The sequence below is a fragment of the Mycolicibacterium sp. XJ1819 genome (assembly GCF_053483675.1).
On sequence record NZ_JBEFST010000013.1, the window covers coordinates 153,420 to 178,398 of the forward strand.

At 68.0% G+C, this 24,979-nt stretch carries 23 protein-coding genes and 1 pseudogene; 6 read left to right on the forward strand and 18 right to left on the reverse strand.

Going from position 1 to position 24,979, the window contains the following annotated elements:
- Nucleotides 1–31: 31 nt before the first annotated feature.
- Nucleotides 32–2,797 carry an ATP-binding protein gene (locus ABQE89_RS16220; RefSeq protein ID WP_448418325.1) on the forward strand — a complete coding sequence of 922 codons (2,766 nt, stop codon included), beginning with the start codon at nt 32–34 and terminating at the stop codon, nt 2,795–2,797.
- Between the two features lie 301 nt (nt 2,798–3,098).
- On the opposite strand, the gene ABQE89_RS16225 is transcribed toward ABQE89_RS16220, so the two are convergent.
- The 4 genes from ABQE89_RS16225 to ABQE89_RS16240 all read right to left on the reverse strand — a co-directional run bounded on the left by ABQE89_RS16225 (nt 3,099) and on the right by ABQE89_RS16240 (nt 8,258).
- Nucleotides 3,099–4,415 carry an RNA 5'-3' helicase PhoH2 gene (locus tag ABQE89_RS16225; RefSeq protein WP_448418327.1) on the reverse strand — a complete coding sequence of 439 codons (1,317 nt, stop codon included), beginning with the start codon at nt 4,413–4,415 and terminating at the stop codon, nt 3,099–3,101.
- A 212-nt stretch (nt 4,416–4,627) separates the two neighbouring features.
- Nucleotides 4,628–5,455, reverse strand: a complete 828-nt coding sequence (locus ABQE89_RS16230) for an acyl-ACP desaturase (protein WP_448418329.1) — start codon at nt 5,453–5,455, stop codon at nt 4,628–4,630.
- Between the two features lie 60 nt (nt 5,456–5,515).
- Nucleotides 5,516–6,979, reverse strand: a complete 1,464-nt coding sequence (locus ABQE89_RS16235) for a glycine hydroxymethyltransferase (protein WP_448418331.1) — start codon at nt 6,977–6,979, stop codon at nt 5,516–5,518.
- A 58-nt stretch (nt 6,980–7,037) separates the two neighbouring features.
- Nucleotides 7,038–8,258 carry a DUF885 domain-containing protein gene (locus ABQE89_RS16240; protein ID WP_448418333.1) on the reverse strand — a complete coding sequence of 407 codons (1,221 nt, stop codon included), beginning with the start codon at nt 8,256–8,258 and terminating at the stop codon, nt 7,038–7,040.
- Nucleotides 8,259–8,288: 30 nt separating this feature from the next.
- Between ABQE89_RS16240 and coaA the strand changes: the two genes are divergently transcribed.
- Nucleotides 8,289–9,224, forward strand: a complete 936-nt coding sequence (gene coaA / locus ABQE89_RS16245; protein WP_448418335.1) for a type I pantothenate kinase — start codon at nt 8,289–8,291, stop codon at nt 9,222–9,224.
- A gap of 2 nt (nt 9,225–9,226) precedes the next feature.
- On the opposite strand, the gene ABQE89_RS16250 is transcribed toward coaA, so the two are convergent.
- The 4 genes from ABQE89_RS16250 to ABQE89_RS16265 form a co-directional block, all read right to left on the reverse strand.
- Nucleotides 9,227–9,637, reverse strand: a complete 411-nt coding sequence (locus tag ABQE89_RS16250; protein WP_448418337.1) for a hypothetical protein — start codon at nt 9,635–9,637, stop codon at nt 9,227–9,229.
- 83 nt (nt 9,638–9,720) lie between these two features.
- Nucleotides 9,721–10,170 carry a hypothetical protein gene (locus ABQE89_RS16255; protein ID WP_448418339.1) on the reverse strand — a complete coding sequence of 150 codons (450 nt, stop codon included), beginning with the start codon at nt 10,168–10,170 and terminating at the stop codon, nt 9,721–9,723.
- 83 nt (nt 10,171–10,253) lie between these two features.
- Nucleotides 10,254–11,615 carry a phosphatidylglycerol lysyltransferase domain-containing protein gene (locus ABQE89_RS16260; RefSeq protein WP_448418341.1) on the reverse strand — a complete coding sequence of 454 codons (1,362 nt, stop codon included), beginning with the start codon at nt 11,613–11,615 and terminating at the stop codon, nt 10,254–10,256.
- 15 nt (nt 11,616–11,630) lie between these two features.
- Entirely contained in the window at nt 11,631–12,422 is a 792-nt protein-coding gene (locus ABQE89_RS16265) for a (2Z,6E)-farnesyl diphosphate synthase (protein WP_448418343.1), read from the reverse strand.
- Between the two features lie 80 nt (nt 12,423–12,502).
- On the opposite strand from ABQE89_RS16265, the gene trhA reads away from it, so the two are divergent.
- Nucleotides 12,503–13,240 carry a PAQR family membrane homeostasis protein TrhA gene (gene trhA, locus ABQE89_RS16270; RefSeq protein WP_448418345.1) on the forward strand — a complete coding sequence of 246 codons (738 nt, stop codon included), beginning with the start codon at nt 12,503–12,505 and terminating at the stop codon, nt 13,238–13,240.
- Nucleotides 13,241–13,277: 37 nt separating this feature from the next.
- On the opposite strand, the gene ABQE89_RS16275 is transcribed toward trhA, so the two are convergent.
- Genes ABQE89_RS16275 through mca form a run of 4 tightly spaced genes read right to left on the reverse strand, consistent with a single transcriptional unit; the run spans nt 13,278 to nt 16,861 of the window.
- A complete protein-coding gene (locus ABQE89_RS16275) occupies nt 13,278–13,649 on the reverse strand; it encodes a nuclear transport factor 2 family protein (protein WP_448418347.1) in 372 nt (123 codons plus the stop codon).
- A gap of 10 nt (nt 13,650–13,659) precedes the next feature.
- Nucleotides 13,660–15,663: a thioredoxin domain-containing protein gene (locus tag ABQE89_RS16280; RefSeq protein ID WP_448418349.1), complete on the reverse strand. Its 2,004-nt coding sequence runs from the start codon at nt 15,661–15,663 to the stop codon at nt 13,660–13,662.
- 29 nt (nt 15,664–15,692) lie between these two features.
- Nucleotides 15,693–15,992 (reverse strand): hypothetical protein, encoded by a 300-nt coding sequence (locus tag ABQE89_RS16285; protein ID WP_448418351.1) that lies wholly within the window; start codon nt 15,990–15,992, stop codon nt 15,693–15,695.
- On the reverse strand, nt 15,989–16,861 hold the full coding sequence (gene mca, locus ABQE89_RS16290) for a mycothiol conjugate amidase Mca (protein ID WP_448418353.1): 873 nt from the start codon (nt 16,859–16,861) through the stop codon (nt 15,989–15,991). The genes ABQE89_RS16285 and mca overlap by 4 nt, the downstream gene beginning before the upstream one ends.
- Nucleotides 16,862–16,973: 112 nt before the next feature.
- Here mca and ABQE89_RS16295 point away from each other — a divergent pair, with 112 nt between their 5' ends.
- From ABQE89_RS16295 to ABQE89_RS16305, 3 genes are all read left to right on the forward strand, one after another.
- Nucleotides 16,974–17,396 carry a DUF4307 domain-containing protein gene (locus tag ABQE89_RS16295; protein ID WP_448418355.1) on the forward strand — a complete coding sequence of 141 codons (423 nt, stop codon included), beginning with the start codon at nt 16,974–16,976 and terminating at the stop codon, nt 17,394–17,396.
- Nucleotides 17,397–17,634: 238 nt separating this feature from the next.
- On the forward strand, nt 17,635–18,123 hold the full coding sequence (gene greA / locus ABQE89_RS16300) for a transcription elongation factor GreA (RefSeq protein ID WP_448418357.1): 489 nt from the start codon (nt 17,635–17,637) through the stop codon (nt 18,121–18,123).
- 37 nt (nt 18,124–18,160) lie between these two features.
- Nucleotides 18,161–18,823 (forward strand): GOLPH3/VPS74 family protein, encoded by a 663-nt coding sequence (locus tag ABQE89_RS16305; RefSeq protein WP_448418359.1) that lies wholly within the window; start codon nt 18,161–18,163, stop codon nt 18,821–18,823.
- Between the two features lie 18 nt (nt 18,824–18,841).
- Here ABQE89_RS16305 and ABQE89_RS16310 read toward each other — a convergent pair whose 3' ends face one another.
- The 6 genes and pseudogenes from ABQE89_RS16310 to ABQE89_RS16335 all read right to left on the reverse strand — a co-directional run bounded on the left by ABQE89_RS16310 (nt 18,842) and on the right by ABQE89_RS16335 (nt 24,961).
- Complete coding sequence (locus ABQE89_RS16310) at nt 18,842–19,999, reverse strand: cystathionine gamma-synthase (RefSeq protein ID WP_448418361.1); 1,158 nt, start codon at nt 19,997–19,999, stop codon at nt 18,842–18,844.
- A gap of 93 nt (nt 20,000–20,092) precedes the next feature.
- A complete protein-coding gene (locus ABQE89_RS16315) occupies nt 20,093–21,112 on the reverse strand; it encodes a DUF2189 domain-containing protein (RefSeq protein WP_448418363.1) in 1,020 nt (339 codons plus the stop codon).
- A 75-nt stretch (nt 21,113–21,187) separates the two neighbouring features.
- Nucleotides 21,188–21,736: pseudogene (locus tag ABQE89_RS16320) on the reverse strand (RDD family protein); the annotation flags it as partial.
- A gap of 37 nt (nt 21,737–21,773) precedes the next feature.
- Complete coding sequence (locus tag ABQE89_RS16325) at nt 21,774–22,322, reverse strand: Rv1078 family RDD domain-containing protein (protein WP_448418365.1); 549 nt, start codon at nt 22,320–22,322, stop codon at nt 21,774–21,776.
- A gap of 141 nt (nt 22,323–22,463) precedes the next feature.
- Nucleotides 22,464–23,870 (reverse strand): cystathionine beta-synthase, encoded by a 1,407-nt coding sequence (locus ABQE89_RS16330; RefSeq protein WP_448418367.1) that lies wholly within the window; start codon nt 23,868–23,870, stop codon nt 22,464–22,466.
- A gap of 29 nt (nt 23,871–23,899) precedes the next feature.
- Nucleotides 23,900–24,961 (reverse strand): alpha/beta hydrolase, encoded by a 1,062-nt coding sequence (locus ABQE89_RS16335; protein ID WP_448418369.1) that lies wholly within the window; start codon nt 24,959–24,961, stop codon nt 23,900–23,902.
- Nucleotides 24,962–24,979 lie beyond the last annotated feature (18 nt).

The window sequence follows — 24,979 nt, forward strand, 5'->3', positions numbered from 1 at the left end:
TACGCAGCTATTAGCTGACATTCTTTTTGGTATGTCAGAGGCGGGGATGCCTGGGGTCAACACGGTGAATCAGCCGGTGCGAGACCGCACGGTCGATGCGTTCCTCGACTCGGCCACCGCCGGACCGTCTGCGTTGCTCATCGAGGGTGAACCCGGCATCGGCAAAACCACGCTGTGGTTAGCTGCGGTGGACCGGGCAGCGAGCAGACGCTTTCGTGTGCTGTCCGCGCGCGCGGCGGTCACCGAATCCGTGCTCGCCTACACCACGCTCGCCGATCTGCTCGACGAGGTCGACGCGTCTGCCTGGGCGGACCTGCCGGCACCCCAGCTGCTGGCCGTAGACCAGGTGCTGCTGCGTGCCGAGGACGATGTGGTCACCGATCAGCGCACCGTGGCCGCCGCGTTCCTGTCGGTGTTCGAACGGCTTGCCGAGGTGGGCCCGTTGCTGCTGGCGATCGACGACCTGCAGTGGGTGGACCCGTCCAGCATGCATGTGCTCGCGTTCGCCGCTCGCAGGCTGACCGGCCCCGTGGGCATCCTGGCCAGCGTGCGCACCGAAAGGACCGAGGGCGCGGGTGCCTCGTGGCTGCAGTTGCCACGACCCGAGGCGATCAACCGGATTCGACTGAGTCCGTTGACGATACAAGATCTGCACGCGGTGATATCGACACGGCTGCGACGGCCGTTCTCGCGCCCGACCGTACACCGCATTCATGCGGTGTCCGGCGGAAACCCGTTCTATGCAATCGAATTGGCCCGGGCCATCGACGAGCGCACACCCGGCACCGATGCCTCACTCCCCCGCACCCTGACCGATGTCGTGCAGTCGCGCATCGGCGGCCTCAACGCCGACGTCCACGATGCCCTGCTGGCCGCATCGTGCATTGCGGCGCCGACGGTCGAGATGGTGTCGCGCGCCACCAGCATCGCCGACGACGACCTGGTCGAACTGCTGGAAACCGCCGAGAGCGACGGCATCATCGCCATCGACGGCAACCGGATCCAGTTCGCCCATCCGTTGTTGGCCAGGGGCGTCTACACCGAGGCCGCGCCGAGCAAGCGGCGAGGGATCCACCGGCGGCTCGCCGACCTCGTCGACGAGCCCGAGCTTCGGGCCAGACACCTTGCGTTGGCGGCCACCAGCGGCGATCACGCCACGATTCGGGCCCTCGATCAGGCGGCCGAATCCGCACGTGTCCGCGGAGCGTCGGCCGCCGCCGCCGAATTGATCGACCTGGCGATCGGGCTGGGCGGCGACACCCCCGAGCGGCGGATGCACTCGGCGCTGCACCACTTCGACGCGGGCAACCGCGAACGCGCGGCCACGCTACTCGAGGACACGATCACTCGACTCGACGCAGGTGAATTGCGCGCAGAAGCGTTGAGCCGCTTGGCGATAGTGCGGCTCTACGGAGAGGGTTTCCGCGAGGCCACCCGCCTCATGCAGCGGGCGCTGGCCGACACGCCCGAGGACAGCCCGCTGCGGGTGCTTGTCCTGATCACGTTGGCCTACTGCCTGCACCACTGCGGCCAGACGCCGGACGGCCTGCAGACCTCCGAGCAGGCGGTCTGTGACGCCGAGCGGTCCGGACAGCCCCACCTGCTGGCGATGGCGCTCGGCATGCGCACGATGCTGCGCTTCCTGTCCGGCCACGGTCGCGACGACGACAGCCTGTCGCGGGCACTCGAGCTGGAGGACCCGCAGGCGTTCACCCCCTTGGTATTTCGGCCCAGCGTCCAAAGAGCCCTGCTGCTGGAGTGGTCCGGCGACCTTGATCTCGCCAGCGAGGCACTGGAGACGATCCGGCGCCGGTGCCTGGAGGAAGGCGAAGAGGGCGAGTCGGTCTTCTTGGCCCAGCATGTGGCGACCAGTGCCGTGTGGCGCGGCGACTTCGTCAACGCGGGCCTGGTCACCGAAGACACCCTCGAGCACGCCCGTCAGCTCGGCGGCAGCACTCCGCTGTTCATCGCCAACAGCATGCGTGCTCGCCTCGCCGCCTTTGCGGGGCGCGAGGCCGAAGTGCGCGAGGCAACCGCGGAGGCGCTCGAAATCAGCAGGCGCACAGGGACATTACAGATGGCTGAGCGGGTCTTGGCCACACTCGCATTTCTGGAATTGTCGCTGGGCAACTATGAGGAGGCGTTGAGCACGCTGGCCCCGCTGCTCTCGAAGTTCGACTCCGCGTCCACACCCACCGAGTTGGCCGTCGCCGCGCATCTGCCTGACGCCGTGGAGGCCCTGGTGCACGTCGGCCGGCTCCGCGAGGCCGAACCGTTGGTCGACGCGCTGGAGCGCAACGGCGAGCGGCTGGACCGGGCCTGGATGCGCGCGGTCGGCGCGCGTGGCCGCGCGATGCTGCTGGCGGCCCGCGGTGACCTCGCCGGCGCCCGGCATGCCGCGCACACGGCGATGGCCGCCCACGACCAGATGTCGATGCCGTTCGAGCGGGCCCGTACGCTGCTGCTGCTGGGCCAGATCGAGCGTCGGCTGCGCAAGAAGGAACAGGCATCGGCCCACCTGCAGGAAGCACTGGCCACCTTCGAGCGGCTGCAGATCCCGCTGTGGGCCGACCGCGCGCGCTCCGAACTCGTCCGCGCGAACGTCAAAGCACACGACAGCGGTCAACTCACCCCGTCCGAGCAGCGGGTCGCGGAACTGGCCGCATCCGGCATGAAGAACCGCGACGTGGCGACCGCCCTGTTCATCAGTCCCAAGACCGTGGAGGCCAACCTCGCCCGGATCTACCGCAAGCTCGGCATCAAGTCCCGCGCCGAACTCGGCCGCCACATCGGATAGCCCAGAAATAGGGAAACACCCTATTCCGCACCGCGCTCGCAGCAATTAGCGTCGAGTCGCTCGCAAGTCTCGGTGTCGTCCGAAGGAGGACCGGTGCGCGTCGACCACGCTCCCGCAAGGATCTTCCCGGACAGCCAGAACCCCGCGCTGGTGACCACCGCGACCAGCCAACCGGCGCTGCGAACCGGCTTCGCGGCGCTGGGCGTCGTGGCGTTGGTGGACTTGTTACGCGTCCGACCGCCCAATCCGCGATTTGTGTGCGTCATGTTGCGCTCAGCGCTCCTGAACGCACACAGATCGCTCAGGGGAGAGCGCCGGGGCTGATCTCCTCGAGCATCTCGGTGACCAGCGCCGCGATCGGTGAACGCTCGCTGCGCAACAACGTGATATGCGCGAACAGCGGGTGGCCCTTGAGCTTTTCGATGACGGCGGCCACCCCGTCGTGGCGGCCGACCCGCAGGTTGTCGCGCTGGGCGACGTCATGGGTGAGGACCACCCGCGACCCGGCCCCCAACCGCGAGAGCACGGTCAACAAGACGTTGCGTTCCAGCGACTGCGCTTCATCGACGATGACGAACGAGTCGTGCAGCGAACGGCCGCGGATATGGGTGAGCGGAAGCACCTCCAGCATGCCGCGGCACAGCACTTCCTCGAGCACCGCCGGGCTGGCCAGGCCTTCGAGTGTGTCGAAAACCGCCTGCGCCCAAGGGCCCATCTTGTCGCTCTCGCTACCCGGCAGGTAGCCCAGATCCTGCCCGCCGACCGCATACAGCGGACGGAACACCACGACCTTGCGCTGGGTGCGGCGCTCGAGCACGGCCTCCAGCCCGGCGCACAACGCCAGCGCCGACTTGCCGGTGCCCGCCTTCCCACCGAGCGAGACGATGCCGACCGATTCGTCGAGCAGCAGGTCCAGCGCGACCCGCTGCTCTGCGGAGCGGCCACGCAGGCCGAACGCCTCGCGGTCCCCGCGCACCAGCTGAACCTTCTTGTCGGGATTGACCCGGCCCAGCGCGTGGGAGGTGCCGCCGAGCAGCCGAACGCCGGTGTGACACGGCAGATCACGCGCCGACTCCAGATCGATCTCGCCGTCGGCGAACAACGCGTCGATGTCCTCGGCGGACACGTCGATCTCGTCCATGCCCGTCCAGCCCGACGTGATGACGTCCTGAGCGTGGTACTCGTCGGCGGGCAACCCGACCGCACCCGCCTTGACGCGCAACGGGATGTCCTTGCTCACCAGCGTGACCCGCTTGCCCTCCGCGGCGAGGTTGGCCGCGCACGTCAGGATCCGGGAATCGTTGGTGTGAGTCCGGAAACCCGCGGGCAGTACCGAGGGATCGCTGTGGTTGAGCTCGACGTGCAACGTACCGCCTTGGGCGCCAACGGGAATCGGCTGATCGAGCCGTCCGTGTGCGAGCCGCAGATCGTCGAACATCCGCAACGCCTGCCGGGCGAACCAGCCGAGCTCATGATGGTGACGCTTGGCTTCCAGTTCGCTGATGACGACCAGGGGGACCACGACTTCGTGTTCGGCGAACCTGTTGCACGCCCAGGGATCCGACAGCAACACGGAGGTGTCGAGCACGTAAGTACGAACGTGGGCCGAATCAGTCACGTAGCGCTCCTAGAGCCCGCGCGGCCCCGCGCGAACCACTCGGCGGACACTGCGGCACCGGACCGGGGCCGGTCCTCTCGTGATCGAAATGATCGGTACCGCCCGGACAGCAGAGCATGTCGCTAGCCATCGAAAGCGACGCTACTCCCGTCGCGGCAGAAGCGCCCGGCAGGCGCGCCGTGGCAAAGAATCAGGCGGGATTGCGGGCGGGATCAGCGCAGCGCGAACTGCTTGAGGTCGGCCTCGTCGGCCACTCCCCAGGCGGTGATCCGATCGGCGACGACGTCGCGCAGTTGCTCGGGTCCGAAGATCCCCACGTCGGCCATGTGCTGCACCTTGTCGGCGTAGGCGTCGATATCGCCGCCCACCACGCCCAGTTCGCCCGCCCGGCGGGCGATGGCGGCGATCGTCTCGTCGCGGTGCGAGGACAGCAGGTGTGCGACGAGGTTGGCGAAGAACTCCTCATGACGTTCCTCGTCCCTGGCGATCCGGCCGACGAGGTTCTTCAGCACGGGCTCGCTGATCCGCGCTTCGAGGTTGCGGCAGAACACGGCGTGCGCCCGCTCGAAGAACGCCATGAACACCAGCCGCTCGATCTGGCTGTAGGTGTCGGCGCGGTAGCCCTTCATCACGTGCGCGACGCGCACGTCCTCGTTGGCGGCCGGGTCGATCTCACGGGTGACCACGAGGTAGTTGCGCAGCGCGATCGCGTGCAGATGCTCCTCGGCGGTCCAGCGCCCGATCCAGCGGCCCCACTTCTCCTCGAGGATGAAGCTGAACACGAAATCGCGGTGGTAACCGGCGAGGTTGTCCTTGGTGATCAGCAGGATCTCCAGCGCGTCGGTGACGTCCTTCGGCAGGGTGACCTGCGAGGGATCCCAGTCCCGTCCGCCGAGAAAGCCGAAGTTCTCGCCCTGGTCGAACGGCACGTAGTCGTGGGCGTACCACAGGTCCTCGGAGTCGATGTGACGACGAAGCTCCTGACCGACCACCGGCTCGAGTTCGACGGTCAGCGCATTAGGTACAGGTTTCTGTGCCATGCGGTTACACTAACTCAATTCTGTGGGAATCGTAAAATTCCCGCCCGCGCGCCGCCTCCGTTAAAGCGTCAACCCCGGATAGAGCGGGTTCGCGTCGAGCAGTTCGGCCGCCCCCGCGTGCACCCGGTCGGCGGTGCCGTCGGACAGCGTGTACTTGGCTTTCGAAGTGCCCTGCGGGGAGGTGTTGGTCAACACGTCGACGACGAGTTCGGCCACCCGGTCGAACTCGGCGGGCCCGAAGCCGCGAGTGGTCAACGCCGGGGTGCCGAACCGGATACCGCTGGAGTACCAGGCGCCGTTCGGATCGGCCGGGATCGAGTTGCGGTTGGTGACCACACCGGAGTCCAGCAGCGCCGACTCGGCCTGCCGGCCGGTCAGCCCGAACGAGGTGACGTCGAGAAGCACGATGTGGTTGTCGGTGCCACCGGTGACCAGCCGCGCGCCGCGCCGCAAGAACCCGTCGGCCAGCGCCTTGGCGTTGTCGGCGACACGCTGGGCGTACGTCTGGAAGGCGGGTTGACGCGCCTCGGCCAGTGCGACCGCCTTGGCGGCCATCACGTGCGACAGCGGGCCACCCAACACCATCGGGCAGCCCTTGTCGACGGCGTCGGAGTACTCCTCGGTGGCCAGCACCATGCCGCCGCGCGGGCCGCGCAACGACTTGTGCGTCGTCGTCGTCGTGACATGCGCGTGCGGCACCGGGTCCTCGTCGCCGGTGAACACCTTGCCCGCGACCAGGCCCGCGAAGTGCGCCATGTCGACCATCAGCGTCGCGCCGACCTCGTCGGCGATCTCGCGCAGTTTGGCGAAGTTCACCCGCCGGGGATAGGCCGAGTATCCGCCGACCAGGATCAGCGGTTTGAACTCGCGCGCGGCGGCGGCCAGCGCGTCGTAGTCGAGCAGTCCGGTCTGCGGATCAGTGCCGTAGCTGCGCTGGTAGAACATCTTGCCCGAGATGTTGGGCCGGAAGCCGTGGGTGAGGTGCCCGCCCGCGTCGAGCGACATGCCGAGCAGGCGTTGGTTGCCGAGTTTGGCGCGCAGTTGTTCCCAGTCCGCCTCGGAGAGGTCGTTGACGTTCTTGGCGTTGAGCTCGGCCAGTGCTGGACCTTCGATGCGGGTGGCCAGGATCGCCCAGTAGGCAACGAGGTTCGCGTCGATGCCGCTGTGCGGCTGGACATAGGCGTACGGCGAGCCGAACAGCTCGCGGGCGTGCTCGGCGGCCACCGATTCGACGGTGTCCACGTTCTGGCAACCGGCGTAGAACCGGTGTCCGATGGTGCCTTCGGCGTACTTGTCCGAAAGCCAACTGCCCATCGTCAGCAACACCGCGGGCGAGGCATAGTTTTCGCTGGCGATCAGCTTGAGTGAATCTCTTTGGTCGGCAAGCTCTTTGCGCGTCGCATCGGCGATGCGGGGCTCGACGGACTCGATGATCTGCAGCATCGAGCGGTAGACGGCACTCGCGGTGTCGGCGTACTCCGCGCCAGGAGCCGGGGCGTGGGCGGTGACGGGGTCGACAGTCATGGGACCAAGCCTACGTCCCCACGTTTGCGGGGCCGATCATGGCTCCGGGCCCAGCGGCTCAGGCCGCCCGCAGTGCCGACGGGATCAGCGGCTCGTCTAGCAGCCGGCCGAAGCGCTCGGTGAGGCTGACACCGTCGGGTCTGGCGTCCAGCCACCCCCTCAGCAGGCGGTAGCCCTCCACGTAGGTGCTGATGTAGGCGCGCCACAGCGGTGAGGACACAAACCGCAGCATCTGGCGGGCGCGTTTGTCGTCGACAAGCAGCCAGCGCTGCAGATACGCGACGACCTCGTCGACGTCGCGGTGCTCGTCGTGCAGCATCATCGCGGCGTCCTGGCGCACGTCGGCCAGCGCCGCCGAGGCATCGGAGACCGCCTGCGCGCGATCGGCGTCGAAACCCAACCCCAGATCGGCATAGATCTCCCCGGCCCACCGGCCCCAGTGCGGGCCGATCGCCGCGTAGAGCGCCAGATCCGCCAGCCCCTCGGCCATCAGGCATTGCGGGGTGTTCACCAGGAACAGCGTCTGTTCGGCCTGGTGGCCTGCCGCGACCAGGCCGGCCTCCTTGCGGCAGTGCTCGGTGTGGTGGCCGGGATAGGACTCGTGCGCCACCAGCCTGGGCAGGCTGGACATCTGCTGTTTGAGGTCGGCGTTGACGGCGACGGTGGACCGGTAGCCGCCGAGGTAGTAGTTGAACCCCGACCACGGCTTGTCGGTGACCACCTCGTAGGTGACGGTTTCGGTGTCGGGCAGCGGGTAGTCGGCGCGCACGCGGTCGCGCAGGGCGCTGGAGAACGCGTGGATGCACTCCTCGAGGCGCTCGGGCGGCACCTCCTCCCCGGCGCGGTAGCTCTGCATGCGATCGGCCAGCGAGCCGCTGCCGCCGAGGGCGTCGTCGAGTTCGGCGTGCGCGCGCCGGTAGCGGTCCGGATCGCCTCGGGTGATCCGCACGTCGAAATAGGCCTCGACCTCCTCGACGAAGCCGATGTCCTCGCCGGCGAACTTGCGTCCGGCACAGGCCAATGCGCGCAGGTGAGCGGCCAGAAAGTCGGCCCGGACCGGCGCCAGCCCGGCGCCCGGCAGCTCGGCCAGCAACCGCTCGGCCTGACGGGCGAGGTCGGCCGGCCGGGGCGGCGCCTCGTCGGCGACGACGCGGCGCAACGCGGGGTCGCCGGTGTAGGAGTCGACGTAGCCGTCCTCGATCCGGTCGAAGCGCAGGCCGAGCAGCAGGTAGTCGCGAACGAAACCGGCGGAAGCGGTCGAAGCCAAGCCCGAGTTCATGGCCCTAACCGTAAATGCAACACTTGGCGCATGGCGCGGCTGAGCGAACCCAGCCCCTACGTGGAGTTCGACCGTAGTCAATGGCGGGCCCTGCGCATGTCGACGCCGCTCAAACTGACCGAGCAGGAGCTGGTCAAGTTGCGCGGCCTCGGTGAGAAGCTCGACCTGCTCGAGGTCGAAGAGGTCTACCTGCCACTGGCGCGGTTGATCCACCTGCAGGTCGCCGCCCGGCAGCGGTTGTTTTCCGCGACTTCGGAGTTCCTCGGCGAATCACACCACCCGGACCGGCCGGTGCCGTTCATCATCGGCGTGGCGGGCAGCGTCGCGGTCGGCAAGTCGACGACCGCCCGTGTGCTGCAGGCGCTTCTGGCCCGGTGGGGACACCACCCGCGCGTCGACCTGGTCACCACCGACGGTTTTCTGTACTCCAATGCCGAATTGGCCCGACGGAACCTGATGCACCGCAAGGGTTTCCCGGAAAGCTACGACAGACGCGCGCTGATGCGTTTCGTCACCGCGGTGAAGTCCGGCGCCGACGTCGCCTGCGCGCCGGTGTATTCCCACCTGCTGTACGACATCGTGCCCGGCGAGAAACAGGTCATCAAACAACCCGACATCCTCATCCTCGAGGGTCTCAACGTGCTGCAGACCGGCCCGGCGCTGATGGTCTCGGACCTGTTCGACTTCTCGGTCTACGTCGACGCCCGCATCGAGGACATCGAGAAGTGGTACGTCTCACGATTCCTGTCGATGCGGGCCGGCGCCTTCGCCGACCCGGCATCGCACTTCCATCATTATTCGACGCTGACCGACGACCAGGCGGTGATGGCCGCCCGCGACATCTGGCATTCCATCAACCGCCCCAACCTGATCGAGAACATTCTCCCGACCAGGCCGCGGGCCACGTTGGTGTTGCGCAAGGATGCCGACCATTCGATCAACCGGTTGCGCCTGCGCAAACTCTAGGTTCACGTCTTGAGGCGGCGCACGCCTTGGTACTGCAGTTCGGCGAACACCAGTGTGTACACACCGGTGGCCAGGGTGAGTACGACGCCGATCGTGGTCAGCGCGAACACGTCGGCGAGCACGAAGACCACCGCGGCGACGGCGTAGACGACGTTGGCGGCGATCACCGCGATGCCCGGCGCCTTCACGTCGGGCATTGCGGCCAGGCCCAGCACCGCCAGTCCGTAGACGACGAAGAACGCGGCCATGGCGTATTCGAAAGTAGTTGTGGTTCCCGATATCTCGGCCAGCCATCCGGCCAGCGGAATGGCGGCGATACCGGCGAGCCCGGTCAGTATCGCGTCGGCCCGCATCGCGAACCGCAGAAAGGCGTCGGTCGACTGGTCGAGCCTGCCGGTGGTGATGGTGGTCATGAAGGTGTCCTTTCGGGAGGGGGTGGATCGGACCGGTGCCGGGGCCGGACGCCGCAACCTCTAGCGGGCCGACCCCGGACCAGTCATGAGGGAGTCGCGCCGAGGCGACGCACTCCGAGGTACTGCAGATAGGCCAGGCCCACCGTGGCGGTGGTGAACCCGACCGTCACAGCCACGCCGAACTCGGTCAGCGGAAGCAGATCCGCTGCCAGCACGACCGCGACGACCACCGCGAACGCGACGTTCGTCACCAGCACGCCCACACCGACGCGGTGCACGACGCGCAGCCCGGCGAGCACGAACAGCAGCGCGCCGTAGCCGACCAGTGCCGCACCGGCGATCCATTCGGCGGTCGGCGTCAACCCCGACAGTGTCGAGAGCGGGTCGGCCGCCATTGCCACGAGAAGCCCCAGCGCGGCGCACACCGTCGCGTCGGCGCGAAGCGCGAAACGCAGCAGCGACTCGTCCGAGGCGGGATCGGTCGCGAGACTCTCACGAGGTTGCCTGCGGGGCCGGGTGGTGATTGCGGTCATGGCACCGAGACTGCTCAGCGGTCACTGCCAGATCGACACCAGACGCTGCCAACTAGTGCCAACCGCAGGTCAACGCCGTGATCTCAGTCCTGCGCGGCGACCAGGCTGCCGCGCAGATCGGCGGCGATCACCCGCGCCGCCGCGTTCTGCCAGTTGTGCAACGACCGTTGCGGCACCTCGGTGACGAACCACTGCCACGCCTGCCGGGCCACGGGGTCCAACCCGGCGGCGGTGGCGTTCTGGGCGTACGCGCGCACACCCACGACGTAGGGGAAGTACAGCGCGTTGTAGTGGCGCCACTGTTCGGTGGTGCCGAATTCGGCGCCGTCTCGGGGTTTGAGCCGGGCGATGCGGTCGGCCAGCAGGGCCTTGAGTTCGTTGGCGCGTTCCAGCGGCTGGTCCGGCGCCCCGCGGGCGGCCAACCGGTCGTCGATGATCGGCAGTTTGGTCAGCGGGCTGGCGACCAGTTTGGACAGGTCCCCGTAGTGGCTCAGCGCGCGGCGGGTCAGCCGCACGAAGGTGTCGTCGTCGACACCGTCGAGCGGGTTGTCCGACCGCAGCGGCAGCGCGGCCTCGGTGCGGCGCAGCGCGGCCCGGTCGGCCCGCAGCGTCGGTGAACGCGAAAACGCCAGCCGGTCCAACAGGCCGGCCAGCGGGTCGGCCAGGACGTTGATCGCGATCGCGATCGCCAGGCTGGTGAACAGCAGCACCGTCAGCGCGGTGTGATTGTCGGTGACGGCAAGCACGATCAGTGCCTGCCCGCCGAACAGCACCGCCACCACCGCGGTGGCCGCGAACGACCGCAGCATGTCGGCGCGCAACGCCTGCCCCTCGTCGAACGCGTCGACGATGGCGACCGCGACACCCAGCAGCGCGACGTCGAATCCGGTGGACGCCAACGCCAACCAGCTGGGCACCAGGCCCAGCGGGATGATCAGGATCGCGTTGCCGAGCGCGAAGAACAGCGTGGCGATCACGACGAAGCCCAGCACCGGCCGGGGTTGTGAGCGTCGCAGCACGGCGTTGACCATCGCGCCCAGCGACGGCAGGGAGATGGCGGCGAACATCACCCAATGGCCCAGCCGCAGTGGACCGTCGACGTCACCGGCCAGAACCGCGCCGACCAACGCGACGGCGCCGACCGCGCCGACCAGACCGATCTCGCCGGCCCGGCTGCGCCAGGTGTCACGGGGACGGGACAGTTCGACCAGCACCGCGAACCACGCGATGCCGGGCACCGCGACCAGGTAGACCTCGACGGCGCTGAGCACCGCGGCCGCATCGGGTCCGCTGTTGAGCCGCACCGCGTCCAGCGCCACCACCGCGGCGAACCCGGTCAACCCGATGGCGGCCAGCACCACCACGGGTTTGCGCGGATCGCGGGCCAACAGATACAGGCCCAACCACCAGCTCAGTGCGAAGACCGCAGCGGACAGCGCAGCCATGGGTCAAGTGTGGCACTACATGCCGAAGCGGCGGTGCCGCGCGGTGTAATCGCGCAGCGCCCGCAGGAAGTCGACGCGGCGAAACGCCGGCCAGTACGCCTCGGTGAACCACATCTCCGAGTACGCGCTCTGCCACAACAGGAAGCCCGACAACCGCTGTTCCCCCGAGGTGCGGATGACGAGGTCGGGGTCGGGTTGGCCGGAGGTGTAGAGGTTCTCCGAGATCGCCGCGATCGTCACGGCCTCGATCAGCTTTTCGCCGGTCACCCCTTCGGCGAGCTGTTTGGCCAGCAGCGCCCGCACGGCGTCGACGATCTCCTGACGGCCGCCGTAGCCGACGGCGAGGTTGACGTGAAACGACCCGTCGACGGCCTCGGTGGACTCCACGGCGTCGCGCAGCCGGCGGGCCGGCTCCTCGCCGAGCAGCCCGAGGTCCCCGACCGTGCGCACACTCCACCGGTTGGCGGGCGCACAGATCTCCTCGACGACGCCGGTGATGATCTCGATCAGGGTCGACAGCTCGTCGACGTCGCGCTGCAGGTTCTCGGTGGACAGCAGGTACACCGTGGCCATTTCGACGCCGGATTCCTGACACCAGCGCAGCATCTCGGCGATCTTGCGGGCGCCCATCCGGTAGCCGTAACTGACGTCGTCGTGACCAGCATCACGGGCCCATCTGCGGTTGCCGTCACAGAGCACCGCGATATGGCGCGGAAGCTGGGCCTTGGACTGCGCCAGTTCCTGGCGTAACCGCATCTCGTAGAGCCGGTAGGCCGGTTCCTTGAGACGGCGGGGAATGATGTCCACGGAGATCCAGACTACTGTGGACGTGCTGCTCCTCGTATGCGCAAGACCGTTCGGAAACCCGTGCCATTTGCGGAGGTGACATGACGGCTCCGGTCGACGCCGCCGACTTTGACCGCTCGCGCAGATCAGGATCTCCCGAGGACTTGCCCGAGGCCGTCGTCGACGGCGTCGCGGACTTCATCGGCAAGCCGCGGGCGCGAGGCTGGATCCACGTCTATTCGGCGATCGTCGCCGTCATCGCGGGCGCGGCGCTGGTGTCGGTGTCGTGGTCGCTGCAGTCGACCCGGGCCGGCATCGCCACCCTGATCTACACGCTGACGATCGTCGCCATGTTCGCGGTCAGTGGCATCTATCACCGGGTGACGTGGAAGTCGCAGACCGCCCGCAAGTGGATGACCCGGCTGGACCACTCGATGATCTTCATCTTCATCGCGGGCAGCTACACCCCGTTCGCGTTGCTGGCGCTGCCCGAATCCGACGGCATGGTGCTGTTCTGGATCGTGTGGGGGGGCGCGACCGCGGGCGTGCTGCTCAAGATGTTCTGGCCCTCGGCGCCGCGGTGGGTGGGCGTGCCGCTGTATCTGCTGCTCGGCTGGGTGGCCGCGTGGTTCATCGGGCCGATCACCCACGGAGCGGGCATCGCGGCGCTGGTGCTGCTGATCGTCGGCGGCGCCCTGTACAGCATCGGCGGGGTGTTCTACGGCTTGAAATGGCCGAACCCGTGGCCGACCACCTTCGGCCACCACGAGTTCTTCCACACCTGCACGGCGGTGGCCGCCGTCTGCCACTACATCGCGATGTGGTTCGCCGTCTTTTAGGGATTTCGGCGTGGATGGTCGCGCTGAGCGCGACCCATCACACCGAAGTCACGTTTTCCGGTGTCCAGTAGGCCTTCATCGAGGCGATCTTGCCCTCGTCGTCGAACGTCATCACCGAGATGATGTCGATCCGCATTCCGCCCTCACCCGAGTCGATGGTCAGCGACCAGTAGAACGCCACCTCGTTGCCGAGCGCGCGCAGCGTCGTCACCGCGGTCTGGCTCGTCATGTTCGCCAGGCTGTCGTAGAAGCCGCGGATCGCCGTGCGACCGATGTGCACCTCCCCGCCGACGGGATCCTCGACAGTCGCGTCGTCGGCGTAGAGGGCGGCGACCGCGTCGGCGTCGCCCTTCGCGACGAGCTCGAGGTAGCGGTTGACGGTGCTGGCGTTGTCTTCGGGGCTTGGCATGCGCCGAACGCTACACGGATACGCCAAGGGCGACAGCGAGTTCTGCGGCGGTGGTGACCGGCAGGTCGCACACCCGGCCACGGCACACATACGCCGCGTCGGAGCCGCCGACCCGGTCGCGATCGACGAGCAGTTCGCTGGAGTTCACCGGCCCGCCGACCACCACCGCGCCGCCGGGCGCGAGCCTGCGGGCAGCCGTCAGCAGGTCGGAATCGGCGGGATCACAGGCCACGGCGATCTGGACGGGTCCGCGCACCGCGGCTTCCGCGACCGCCAGCCAGTGCCCGGCCGAGCGCGGCAGCCGCGCCAGGATCGGCGCAGCGCCCGACAGGGTGGCCTCGGCCGCACCCGCGTAGGTCTCGGCGCGGTCCGCCGGCACCAGATGCGCCGCGGTCAACAGCGCTTCGGCGATCAGCGATGCGCCGGACGGCGTCGCGCCGTCCACCGGATCGGCGGGCCTGACCAGCAGGGGCTCGGCGTCGTCGGCGGTGTCGAACCAGCGGCCGTCACGGTCGGGATCGGCGAAATGCTCGAGTGCGATGTCGAGCAGGTTCGTCGCCGTCTGCAGCCAGGACGCCTGGCCGGTCATCTGGTACAGGGTGAGCAGGCCGGTGGCGAGCGCACCGTGATCCTCCAGGATCGCCGCGCTGTCGCCGACCCGGCCGCCGAGGCTGGTGCGTCGCAACCGGCCGTCGACGATATGCAGGTCGACCACCGAACGCGCGCATCGTGCTGCCGCGTCGAGGAATTCGGGCCGGGCGGCGGCGACCGCCGCCTCGGCCAGCGCGGTGATCGCCAGCCCGTTCCAGCCGCTGACAACCTTGTCGTCGCGGGCCGGTTGCGGCCGGGTGAGCCGGGCCGCCCGCAGCGCGGCGCGCACCCGGTCGAAGCGTGCCGGATCGTCTGGGTCGACCGGAAGTTGCAGCACCGAGCTGCCGTGTTCGAAGGTGCCGTCCTCGGTGACGTGGAAAACCGCTGCAGCCCAACGGGCGTCGTCCTCGGAGAGCACCTCGCGCAGCTCGGCCGGTGTCCAGACGTAGGTCAGCCCCTCCTGCCCGGCCGCGTCGGCGTCCAACGAGGAGGCGAACATCCCGTCCACGCCGAGCTCGTCGAGCATGAATTGCGCGGTCTCGTCAACCACTTTGCGGCCCAGCGGATGCGAGGTTCGTCGCACCCAATGCGCGTATGCCCGCAGCAGAAGGGCGTTGTCGTAGAGCATCTTCTCGAAGTGGGGCACCACCCACGCCGCGTCGACGCTGTAGCGGGCGAAACCGCCGGCCAGCTGGTCGTAGATGCCGCCGCGGGCCATCGCGGCGCAGGCGCGTTCGACCGCTTCGACCGGCAGCACGTCGCCGGTGCGTTCGTGGCTGCGCAGCAGCGCCTCGAGAAGCGCCGACGGCGGAAACTTCGGCGCGGCGGCCTGATTCGTGATGAAACCGCCGTGTACGACGTCCTCGTCGCCCATCGCGGCCGCCACCGCATGGTCACACAGCGCCGGCTGCACAGGCGGTCCTCCGCCCGGCAGCCCGGAGGCCATCGACTGCAGTTCCTCGGCGACGCGATCCGAGGCGGCCTCCACCTCCGTGCGCCTGGTGCGCCAGGTCTGCGACACCGCGGCGAGCAATTGCAGGAAGGTGGTTTTCGGGTAGTAGGTGCCACAGAAGAACGGCCTGCCGTCCGGGGTGAGAAAACACGTCATGGGCCAACCGCCCTGACCGGTCAGTGCGACCGTGGCGTTCATGTAGATCGCGTCCAGGTCTGGCCGTTCCTCACGGTCGACCTTGATGTTGACGAAACCCTCGTTCATCGCCGCCGCGACCTGCTGGTCGTCGAACGATTCGTGGGCCATCACGTGGCACCAGTGGCAAGCGGCGTATCCGATCGACAGCAGGATCGGCACATCGCGCGCCGCCGCCTCGGCCAGCGCTTCTGGCGTCCACTCCCGCCAGTGCACGGGATTGTCCGCGTGTTGACGCAGGTAGGGACTGGTGGCCGCGGCGAGTCGGTTCGTCACCGTTCCGACGGTAGCCCGCCGCGGCGGTGCTAGCTGTCGGGTTCGCGGTTGGGGCCGTCGGCGGGCGGTTCGGGCTCGTCGACGGTGTCCACGACGGTCGGGGTCCCGGGGCCTTCGGTGCCGTCGGCATTCTCGGGGTTCACGTCGTCGAACGACTTGGGCACCTTGCGCAGGTGCCGGTTCATCGACCGGACCAGCAGGAAGACCCCGATCAGCAACAGCACGATGACCAGCAGCCCGAACGGGCTGGCCTTACCGAAGTCCGGTCCGGTCTCGCGCGGCTGGGTCTGGGCCAGCAGGCCGACGATCAACGAGGCGGTGCCGGTCATCGGTTCGTCTCGATTCCCGCGAACAGGTCGGACTCCGGCAGCGTCACCGGCACCCGCGACCGGGCCAACTCGAATTCCTCTGTCGGCCACAGCCGCTGCTGCCACTCGATCGGCGCGCGGAAGAAATCGCCGTGCGGATCGATCTGGGTGGCGTGCGCCCGCAGCGCGTCATCGCGTTGCGCGAAATACTTGGCGCACTCGACCCGCGTCGTCACCCGCTTGGCGAACGGGTCGTTCTCCGGATCCCAGTGCTTGAGCCACTTCTCGAACGGTCCCTGCTCGCCGTGCTTGGCGAACTCCTCCTGCAACAGCTGCATACGTTTCCTCACGAAGCCGTGGTTGTAGTAGAGCTTCAACACATTCCACGGCTCACCGGCATCGGGATACATCCGGTGGTCACCGGCCGCCTCGTAGGCGGCCACGGAGACCTCATGGCAGCGGATGTGATCGGGATGCGGATAGCCGCCGTTCTCGTCGTAGGTGGTCATCACGTGCGGCTTGAATTCGCGGACGAGCCGCACCAACGCCTCGGTGGGTTGTTCCAGCGGGACCACGCCCAGGCAGCCGTCGGGCAGCGGCGGCGGCGGATCGCCCTCGGGCAGGCCGGAGTCGACGAAGCCCAGCCAGCGATGCTCGACGCCGAGGATCTCGGCGGCCTTGGCCATCTCGTCGCGTCGGATCTCGGTCATCCGGCCCCGCACCTCGGGCAGGTCCATCGCGGGGTTGAGAATGTCACCGCGCTCCCCGCCGGTGAGCGTCACCACCATTACGCGCGCACCCTCGTCCGCGTAACGAGCCATCGTGGCGGCACCCTTGCTGGACTCGTCGTCCGGGTGGGCGTGCACCGCCATCAACCGCAATTCGCTCAACCTGTTCTGCCTCGCCTGTTCGCCGGTGGACTCTTCCGAGAGGTATCAACAATCTCGACCGTTCTATAGTTCCAGTTCGTAGTTCTATCCGACCGACGGGCATACAAAACCGATGATCGAACGCCCCGCCACCCGCTACGGGCGGCAGCGCCTGGACCGTCGTGGGCGGCGCTGGACCCTCTTCGCGCTGACCGGGCTGGTGCTGGCGGCCGGGGTGGCGATCGCGGTCATCGGCTGGCAGCGCTTCGGCACGGGCGAGGTGAAAGGTGAGGCGGGCGCGTTCCGCGTCGTCGACGGTCAGACGGTCGAGGTGACGGTCAACGTCACCCGCCGCGACCCGGCCCGCCCGGTGGTGTGCATCGTGCGCGCACGATCGATCGACGGCAGCGAGACCGGGCGCCGCGAGGTGCTGGTGCCGCCGTCGAGCAGTCAGACCGTGCAGGTGACGACGTTGGTGACGGCCAGCAGCCAGCCGGTCGTCGGCGACGTCTACGGCTGCGGCACCGACGTGCCGTCCTACCTGGTGGCCCCATAGTCGGGCCCACCTTGGACCGCCCGCAATGAACCGCGAACTGCGAATACGTGGATTTCTGGTCTCGCCGCGGTGCTATCATGGTCGAGTACACGGTTCCTGCTGGGGCCGTGTATTGCTGCATTTGCGCGCTGATTAGGCGTTAGCGCCCGCGGCAATACACGTTAGAAGATCCCGGCGCCGCGACAGCAGACTTCTTACGCGAGTAGCGCGAGAGCAACAACGACAGGAGCGCGACGAAATGACCGACACCCAGGTCACCTGGCTGACCCAGGAGGCATACGACCGGTTGAAGGTGGAGCTGGATCAGCTGATCGCCAACCGGCCGGTCATCGCGGCCGAAATCAACGACCGACGGGAGGAAGGCGACCTGCGCGAGAACGGCGGGTATCACGCCGCCCGCGAGGAGCAGGGTCAGCAGGAGGCCCGCATCCGCCAGTTGCAGGAGCTGCTCAACGCCGCCAAGGTCGGCGAGACGCCCAAGCAGTCCGGCGTGGCGCTGCCGGGTTCGGTCGTGAAGGTCACCTACCAGGACGGCGAGACCGAGACATTTCTGATCGCCACCCGCCAGGAGGGGGTCAACGACGGCAAGCTCGAGGTGTATTCACCGAACTCGCCGCTCGGCCAGGCGCTGATCAACCACAAGGTCGGCGACGAGGTGTCCTACCCCCTGCCCAACGGCAACACCATGACCGTGACGCTCGACAGCGCCGAGCCGTACCACGGCTGACGCGACTCGGGGCGCCGCACGCGGTTAGAGTCCGCACATGGCGCAGATCGCCGAGGACCTCTTTCTGCTGCTGCTCGACAACGCGTCCGCGCAGCCTGCCCTGGAACGTCAACGACGGGAACGCGTGCTGTCGGCGGCGGTGCTGCTCGACCTGGCCCACGCCTGCCGGATCCGGCCGGCCGTGGCGGGCGAGTCCGTCGAGCCGGGCCTGCTGATCGCGCTGACCGTACCCGGGGCGATGGATCCCGTCGCCGAACCGGCGTTCCAGCTGCTGCAGCGGCGCCCGCTGCGCCCGGAGACCGCGGTCAAGAAGCTGAGCAGATACACCGAGGAACACCTCGTCGAGCATCTCGAGCGCACCGGTTTCATCCGCCGTATCCGGTTGCAGTCCAACAGGTTCAGCCATCCCTACGCATTACCGCTGACTGACCGCGGCCGGGTCGGTGCCGCACGTACCGGGTTGCTCTCGGCGCTGTTCGACCGCAGGCCGCCCGCGCCGGCCACCGCGGCGATCATCTCGTTGCTGCACGCGGTCGACGGCCTGGGCGCGCTGCTGAGCCTCAACGACCGCGGCTGGCGGTGGGTACATGCCCGGGCCGGCGAAATCGCCAGCGGGAGTTGGGTCAACGAGTATCCGACGGCGCTGCCGGAGGTGAACCTGGCCGTGACCACGTCGGTGGTGCGGCCCGCGCTGCGCTGACCGGGCTCTGGCGCGAACTCAGCTGAGGGCCTGCTCCAGGTCGGCGATCAGGTCGTCGGCGTCCTCGATGCCGACCGACAGCCGAACCAGGTCGTCGGGCACCTCCAGTTGCGAACCCGCCGTCGAGGCATGCGTCATCGCGCAGGGGTGCTCGATCAGTGACTCCACCCCGCCCAGGGACTCCGCGAGGATGAACACCTCTGTGCGGGCACACAGTTCGCGCGCGGCCTGCGGACCGCCGCGCAGTCGCACCGACACCATGCCGCCGAACGCGCTCATCTGCTTGGCGGCGATGTCGTGGCCGGGATGGGTGGCCAGACCCGGGTAGAACACGGTCTCGATGGCCTGGTGTTCGGTGAGGAACTCCGCGACGCGCCCGGCGTTCTCGCTGTGCCGCTGCATGCGCAGCACCAGTGTCTTGAGGCCGCGCACGGTCAGATACGCGTCGAACGGGCCGGGCACTGCGCCGGCGCCGTTCTGCAGGAAACCGAACGCCGCGTCGAGTTCCTCGTCGTTGGTCAGCAGGGCGCCGCCCACCACGTCGGAATGTCCACCGATGTACTTGGTGGTCGAATGCAGCACGATGTCGGCGCCGAGTACCAGTGGCTGCTGCAGCGCCGGCGAGGCGAACGTGTTGTCCACCAACATCTTTACGTTCGACGTCGAGGCGAGTTGCGCGATCGCCGCGATATCGGCGATCGACAGCAGCGGGTTGGTCGGCGTCTCCACCAGGATCAACTTGGTTTTCGGGGTGATCGCTGCGCGCACCGCGTCCAGATCGGCCAGCGAGACCGCGGTGTAGGTGATCCCCCACTGGGTGAACACCTTGTCGATCAGCCGAAACGTGCCGCCGTAGGCGTCGTCGGGCATGACGATGTGGTCACCGGGTCGCAGAATCGCCCGCAACGCGCAGTCGGTGGCGGCCATCCCCGAGGCGAAGGCCCGCCCGTAGGCGGCTTCCTCGACGGCGGCCAGGGCGGCCTCCAGTGACGCGCGCGTCGGATTGCCGGTGCGGGCGTACTCGTAACCGCCGCGCAGATTCCCGACGCCGTCCTGGGCGAATGTCGAACTGGCGTAGATCGGCACGTTGACCACGCCGGTGGCCGGGTCGGGGCGATACCCGGCGTGGATGGCCTTGGTCGCCAATCCCCGAAAGCTGTGCTGTGGTGGTGTCATCACCGATCAGCGTAGCCATGACGCAGGCGAGGTAGGCCCGGTGTATGCCTGCGAGGGGCGCTGACCAGCGTCAACGCCCCTCGCAGGCGGTTGTCACTGCTGCGGCGGCTGCGGTGTCCAGCGCGGGTCTGGCCCCGGCGGCAGCGGCTGCGGATTGAGTTCGGCGACCTGGCCGCCGGTGAACTTGCGGAAGGCGTAGACCTCGATCAGCGCCACCAGCGGGATCGCGACCAGCAGTCCGACCAGGCACAGCAGCGCCCCGACGAACGCGGTGACGATGAGGACGAGGAACGTCAGCAAGGCCTGCCCGAAGTTGTTCTTGACCGTCTCGAAGCTGGTCTTGATCGCGTCGATCGGCGAGAGGTTGCGGTCGAGCAGGGCGATCACCGTGAACATCGTGAAGATCGCCACGGCGATACCGGGTATGACGCACAACATCAGGCCGACCGAGGTCAACAGGCCGACGATCACGCCGGCGATGATGACGTTGCCGACGTTGCGCGGCCGGAAGAACGTCCCGATCGTCACCGGTTGCCCGTTGGCGATGTCGAGCACGCCGCTGTAGTAGGCGGACTGGATCGCCCCGCCCACGATCAGCGCCACGATCCAGCCCAGGATCGACACGGCGACGGCGGCGGGACTCGACAGGCTGTAGGAGAACGAGAAGCTGCCGCCGTCGGACATGTAGCTGGTGGTGTCACCGTCGTTCAACGCGGCCGAGATGAAGCTGAAGAACGCCTGCAGCGCGGCGGCGATCAGGCCGTACACCAGGGTGGCGACGATCAGCGCGGCAGCGTTCTTGCTGAACATGCTCCACGCCCACGAGAAGGCCTCGCCGACGCTGTACTGCGGACGCTGCGGATATCCGCCTCCGGGGGTCCCGGGAGGTGGATAGCCGGCACCCTGCGGTGGCGGCGGATAACCCCCGGGCGGGGGCGGCGGCGGATAGCCGCCACCGGGAGGTGGTGGTGGATAGCCTCCCGGCGGGGGTGGCGGCGGGTAACCGCCACCGGGGGGCGGTGGTGGATAACCCCCCGGCGGGGGCGGCGGCGGATAGCCGCCCTGAGGCGGGGGGTAATTGCCCGGCGGGGGCGGTGGCGGTTGGTCAGTCATGATGCCTTCCAGTTGTGAATTTCGGTGCATCGCAACGCGGATAACCCTAACCGAGTCGCGGTGCAGTCGGACATATCATCCGGCGGGTAAAAGCCGATTCGGCTCCACCGGCACGCACACAGTGGTCATGATCTTGTCGGCGAACGTCTGGCGCTTGTGGTCCCACAGCGGCCACAGATAACCCAGATAGCAGACGACCGCGTCTACGAAGTGGGCCAGCCAGCGCACGATCGACAATGCGAATCCGATTGGTTGCCAGGTTTTCTCACTGACAACCTGAAACTTCATCACCGCCTTTCCGATGCTCGACCCGGTCCTTCCCTGCCGGTAGCCGTAGTTCCACATGAGGTAGAGGCCACTGGTGAGCCACGCCAACACGGCGATGACCAGGCCGAGGCCGGAAGGTGAGGTCAAGCAGTAACCGCCGATGCCGCTGTCGTACCCAGCACACACGGTGTCCCCGGTGCCACGCGCACCACCCCAGGCGATACCGACCAGGATGAACACCGGCACGTTGTCGATCACGAACGCGACGACGCGCGTGAACCACGGCGTATACGCCTCTCTGGGAAGTACCGGCCCAGGGGGCACAGGCCGTGGATAGCCCGCTGCGTGATGTGGTGGAGGTTGTTCGATCATCGGCATCTTCTCGCGGTCGAACCTAGAGGGGCACACAGATCGTGTGCACCAGCTTGTCGACGAGCGACTGCCGCTTCTGGTCCCACAGCGGAAACAACACGGCGATCAGCCAGAGCAGGCCGAACGCAACACAGGCCACCAGATAGACGACCTCGCGCACAAACGACATAACGAAACCGATTGGCTGCCCGGTATTTTCATTGACCACCTGAAATCTCATGATCGATTTGCCGATACTCGAACCGGTGGTGCCCTGGCGGTAGCCCAGATTCCACACCACATAGGCCAGCGCGATCAGAGGGGCGATCAGCAGGGCGGACAACTGACCGACGGTGGATGCGCCCGTCGCGCAGAACTCGCCAAGGGCGAACTCGGAAGTATCTGTGATGCACACGGTCTCGCGGGTGAGCGCCAGCACGGCGTATCCGATACCGACCACGACGGGCACAGGCAGGTAGTCGATGATCCACGCCAGCACGCGCGTCGACCACGGCGGGTAGGCGTCCTGCGGCGATTCCGGCCAGGAGAAAGCAACGATGTCCGGCGCCGCAGGCGACGGTCGATCGGTCATGGCTGCTCCCCAAAGAAATCCCTGGCTCGGCGAACGAGCGGTGCTTACATTAACCCGCAAGGGGGCTGCCAGCGGGGTTTTCCTCGGAGTAAATGACCTTGATGCACCGGTGTGGCCAGGGGGACACGCCGCGCGCACAGGCTATCGGCGGTCGTGGCCGTCGGACAGGAACCCGAGCAGGTCGTGGCGGGTCAGCACGCCGACCGGCTTACCCTCCTCGACCACCATCACCGCATCGCATTCCCGCAGCGTCTTGGCCGCCGCGCTGACCGGTTCGCCGGCGCCGAACAGGGGCAGCGGCGGGCTCATGTGCTGGGCCACCGCGTCGGCCAGTTTGGCGCGGCCCTCGTAGACCGCGGACAGCAGTTCGCGTTCGGACACGCTGCCCGCCACCTCGCCCGCCATCACCGGCGGCTCCGCGCCCACCACCGGCATCTGCGAGACCCCGTATTCGCGCAGGATGTTGATGGCGTCGCGGACGGTCTCCGACGGGTGGGTGTGCACCAGGTCGGGTAGCGCCCCGGACTTGCCGCGCAGCACGTCGCCGACGGTGGGCTCGTCGACCTTGCCGTCGAGCCTGCTGCGCAGGAAACCGTAGGACTGCATCCATTCGTCGTTGAAAACCTTTGACAGATAACCCCGTCCACCGTCGGGCAGCAGCACCACGACAAGCGAGTCGGGACCGGCTTCCTCGGCGACCTTGATAGCGGCGACGACGGCCATGCCACACGAACCGCCGACCAGCAGCGCCTCCTCGCGGGCCAGCCGTCGCGTCATCTCGAACGAGTCGGCGTCGGACACCGCGATGATCTGGTCGGGCACCGCAGGGTCGTAGGCCTTGGGCCAGAAATCCTCGCCCACGCCCTCGACGAGGTAGGGCCTGCCGGTGCCGCCGGAGTAGACCGAACCCTCGGGATCCACGCCGACGACCTTGACCGGGCCTTCCGGACGGTCGGCGGAGACCTCCTTGAGGTAGCGGCCCGCGCCGGTGATCGTTCCGCCGGTGCCCACCCCGGCGACGAAGTGGGTGACCTTTCCGTCGGTGTCGGCCCAGATCTCCGGGCCGGTGGTCTCGTAGTGGCTGGCCGGCCCCATCTGGTTGGAGTACTGGTCGGGCTTCCACGCGCCGTCGATCTCGGCAACCAGCCGGTCGGAGACGCTGTAGTAGCTGTCCGGGTGGTCCGGCGGCACGGCCGTCGGGCAGACCACCACCTCGGCGCCGTACGCGCGCAGCACGTCCTGCTTGTCCTCGCTGACCTTGTCGGGGCACACGAAGATGCACTTGTAGCCGCGCTGCTGGGCCACCAGCGCCAACCCGACCCCGGTGTTGCCGGAGGTCGGCTCGACGATGGTGCCGCCGGGTTTGAGCTCACCGCTGGCCTCCGCGGCGTCGATCATCTTGATCGCGATGCGGTCCTTGGAGCTGCCCCCCGGGTTGAGGTACTCGACCTTGGCGGCGACCGTCCCGGCGCCCTCCGGAACAACAGAGTTCAGCCGCACCAGGGGCGTGTTGCCGATGAGCTCACTGACGTGCCGGGCGATCCGCATGACTCCATCGTGTCAGGCGGGCGAAACCCTTACCAGGTGGCCTCTCGGATGTAGTCGCCGATCTGGCGCAATGACCGCTTGGCCTCGGGTACGGCGGGCGAGGCGAGCTGGAACACGTGCATCTGCCCGGGCCAGACCCGCACCTCCACCGGCACCCCGGCGGCGGCCAGCCGTCGCGCCGCCTTGCGGGCGTCGCTGACCAGCACCTCGGACCCGGAGACGTGGATCAGCGTGCGCGGCAGGCCAGGCTCGATGTGGTCGAGCGGTTCGTAGATCTCTTCGGGTTTCCCGTCGACGAGACGCCTGCCGCCCGCCTCCTTGACCAGGTCCACCAGCGCGTAGAACGCCCGCGGCGGGAACATCGCGTCGCTGCGGATGTTCGGATGGTTCGCGCGGGTCTCGTTGTCGACCTCGAACAGCGGCGACATGGTGACCATCGCCGCGGGCACCTCGCCCTTCAGGCCCTCCCGCTGCAGCTTCTCGGCCAACGCCAGCGCGAGGTAGCCGCCCGCGGAATCGCCGGCCAGCACGATCTGCTCGGGCTCGTAGCCCTTCAACCGCAGCCACTTGTAGGCGTCATAGCAGTCGTCGACGGCCTGGCCGACCGAATGCTTGGGGATCATCCGGTAGTTCACCACCAGCACCGGACAGTCGGCGAACCCCGACAGCGCCGCCACCAGGCGGCCGTGCGAGTTCACGCCGCAGGTCAGAAACGCCCCGCCGTGCATGTAGAGGATGACGCCGCGCTTGCCGTCGGCGGGCAGCACCCCCGGCGCGCGCACCAACTGCGCGGTGCAGTGCGGCAACGAGATCGTGGCGCGTACGGTGCCCGGAGTGGGCCGCGCGACCCGGGAGACGAAGTCGACCAGCCCCCACGGCCACGGCAGGCGCGGAGCGTAACTGCCGATAGCTAGAGTCGGACGGATAGTTAGCAGAGCGGCCAACGCAGTGAGCCGTCCCGCCAGGCTCGGCCCGTCCTCGACGATTTCGACGGGTGCCCCGTCGCTGACCGGAAACTTCCGTGGTTTTCGCGTCTTACCAGGACTTACGCCAACGCGACCCGCGCCGGCCGTTTTGCTTGGTGCCGTCATCGCCACCACTCCCTACGC

Bases quoted from the DNA above. Each gene is read 5' to 3' on its own strand.
- ABQE89_RS16220 (WP_448418325.1), top strand. From the start codon at position 32: ATGTCAGAGGCGGGGATGCCTGGGGTCAACACGGTGAATCAGCCGGTG.
- ABQE89_RS16230 (WP_448418329.1), bottom strand. From the start codon at position 5,455: ATGGCACAGAAACCTGTACCTAATGCGCTGACCGTCGAACTCGAGCCG.
- ABQE89_RS16235 (WP_448418331.1), bottom strand. From the start codon at position 6,979: ATGACTGTCGACCCCGTCACCGCCCACGCCCCGGCTCCTGGCGCGGAG.
- ABQE89_RS16240 (WP_448418333.1), bottom strand. From the start codon at position 8,258: ATGAACTCGGGCTTGGCTTCGACCGCTTCCGCCGGTTTCGTTCGCGAC.
- coaA (WP_448418335.1), top strand. From the start codon at position 8,289: ATGGCGCGGCTGAGCGAACCCAGCCCCTACGTGGAGTTCGACCGTAGT.
- ABQE89_RS16250 (WP_448418337.1), bottom strand. From the start codon at position 9,637: ATGACCACCATCACCACCGGCAGGCTCGACCAGTCGACCGACGCCTTT.
- ABQE89_RS16255 (WP_448418339.1), bottom strand. From the start codon at position 10,170: ATGACCGCAATCACCACCCGGCCCCGCAGGCAACCTCGTGAGAGTCTC.
- ABQE89_RS16260 (WP_448418341.1), bottom strand. From the start codon at position 11,615: ATGGCTGCGCTGTCCGCTGCGGTCTTCGCACTGAGCTGGTGGTTGGGC.
- trhA (WP_448418345.1), top strand. From the start codon at position 12,503: ATGACGGCTCCGGTCGACGCCGCCGACTTTGACCGCTCGCGCAGATCA.
- ABQE89_RS16275 (WP_448418347.1), bottom strand. From the start codon at position 13,649: ATGCCAAGCCCCGAAGACAACGCCAGCACCGTCAACCGCTACCTCGAG.
- ABQE89_RS16285 (WP_448418351.1), bottom strand. From the start codon at position 15,992: ATGACCGGCACCGCCTCGTTGATCGTCGGCCTGCTGGCCCAGACCCAG.
- ABQE89_RS16295 (WP_448418355.1), top strand. From the start codon at position 16,974: ATGATCGAACGCCCCGCCACCCGCTACGGGCGGCAGCGCCTGGACCGT.
- greA (WP_448418357.1), top strand. From the start codon at position 17,635: ATGACCGACACCCAGGTCACCTGGCTGACCCAGGAGGCATACGACCGG.
- ABQE89_RS16305 (WP_448418359.1), top strand. From the start codon at position 18,161: ATGGCGCAGATCGCCGAGGACCTCTTTCTGCTGCTGCTCGACAACGCG.
- ABQE89_RS16310 (WP_448418361.1), bottom strand. From the start codon at position 19,999: ATGACACCACCACAGCACAGCTTTCGGGGATTGGCGACCAAGGCCATC.
- ABQE89_RS16315 (WP_448418363.1), bottom strand. From the start codon at position 21,112: ATGACTGACCAACCGCCACCGCCCCCGCCGGGCAATTACCCCCCGCCT.
- ABQE89_RS16325 (WP_448418365.1), bottom strand. From the start codon at position 22,322: ATGACCGATCGACCGTCGCCTGCGGCGCCGGACATCGTTGCTTTCTCC.
- ABQE89_RS16330 (WP_448418367.1), bottom strand. From the start codon at position 23,870: ATGCGGATCGCCCGGCACGTCAGTGAGCTCATCGGCAACACGCCCCTG.
- ABQE89_RS16335 (WP_448418369.1), bottom strand. From the start codon at position 24,961: ATGACGGCACCAAGCAAAACGGCCGGCGCGGGTCGCGTTGGCGTAAGT.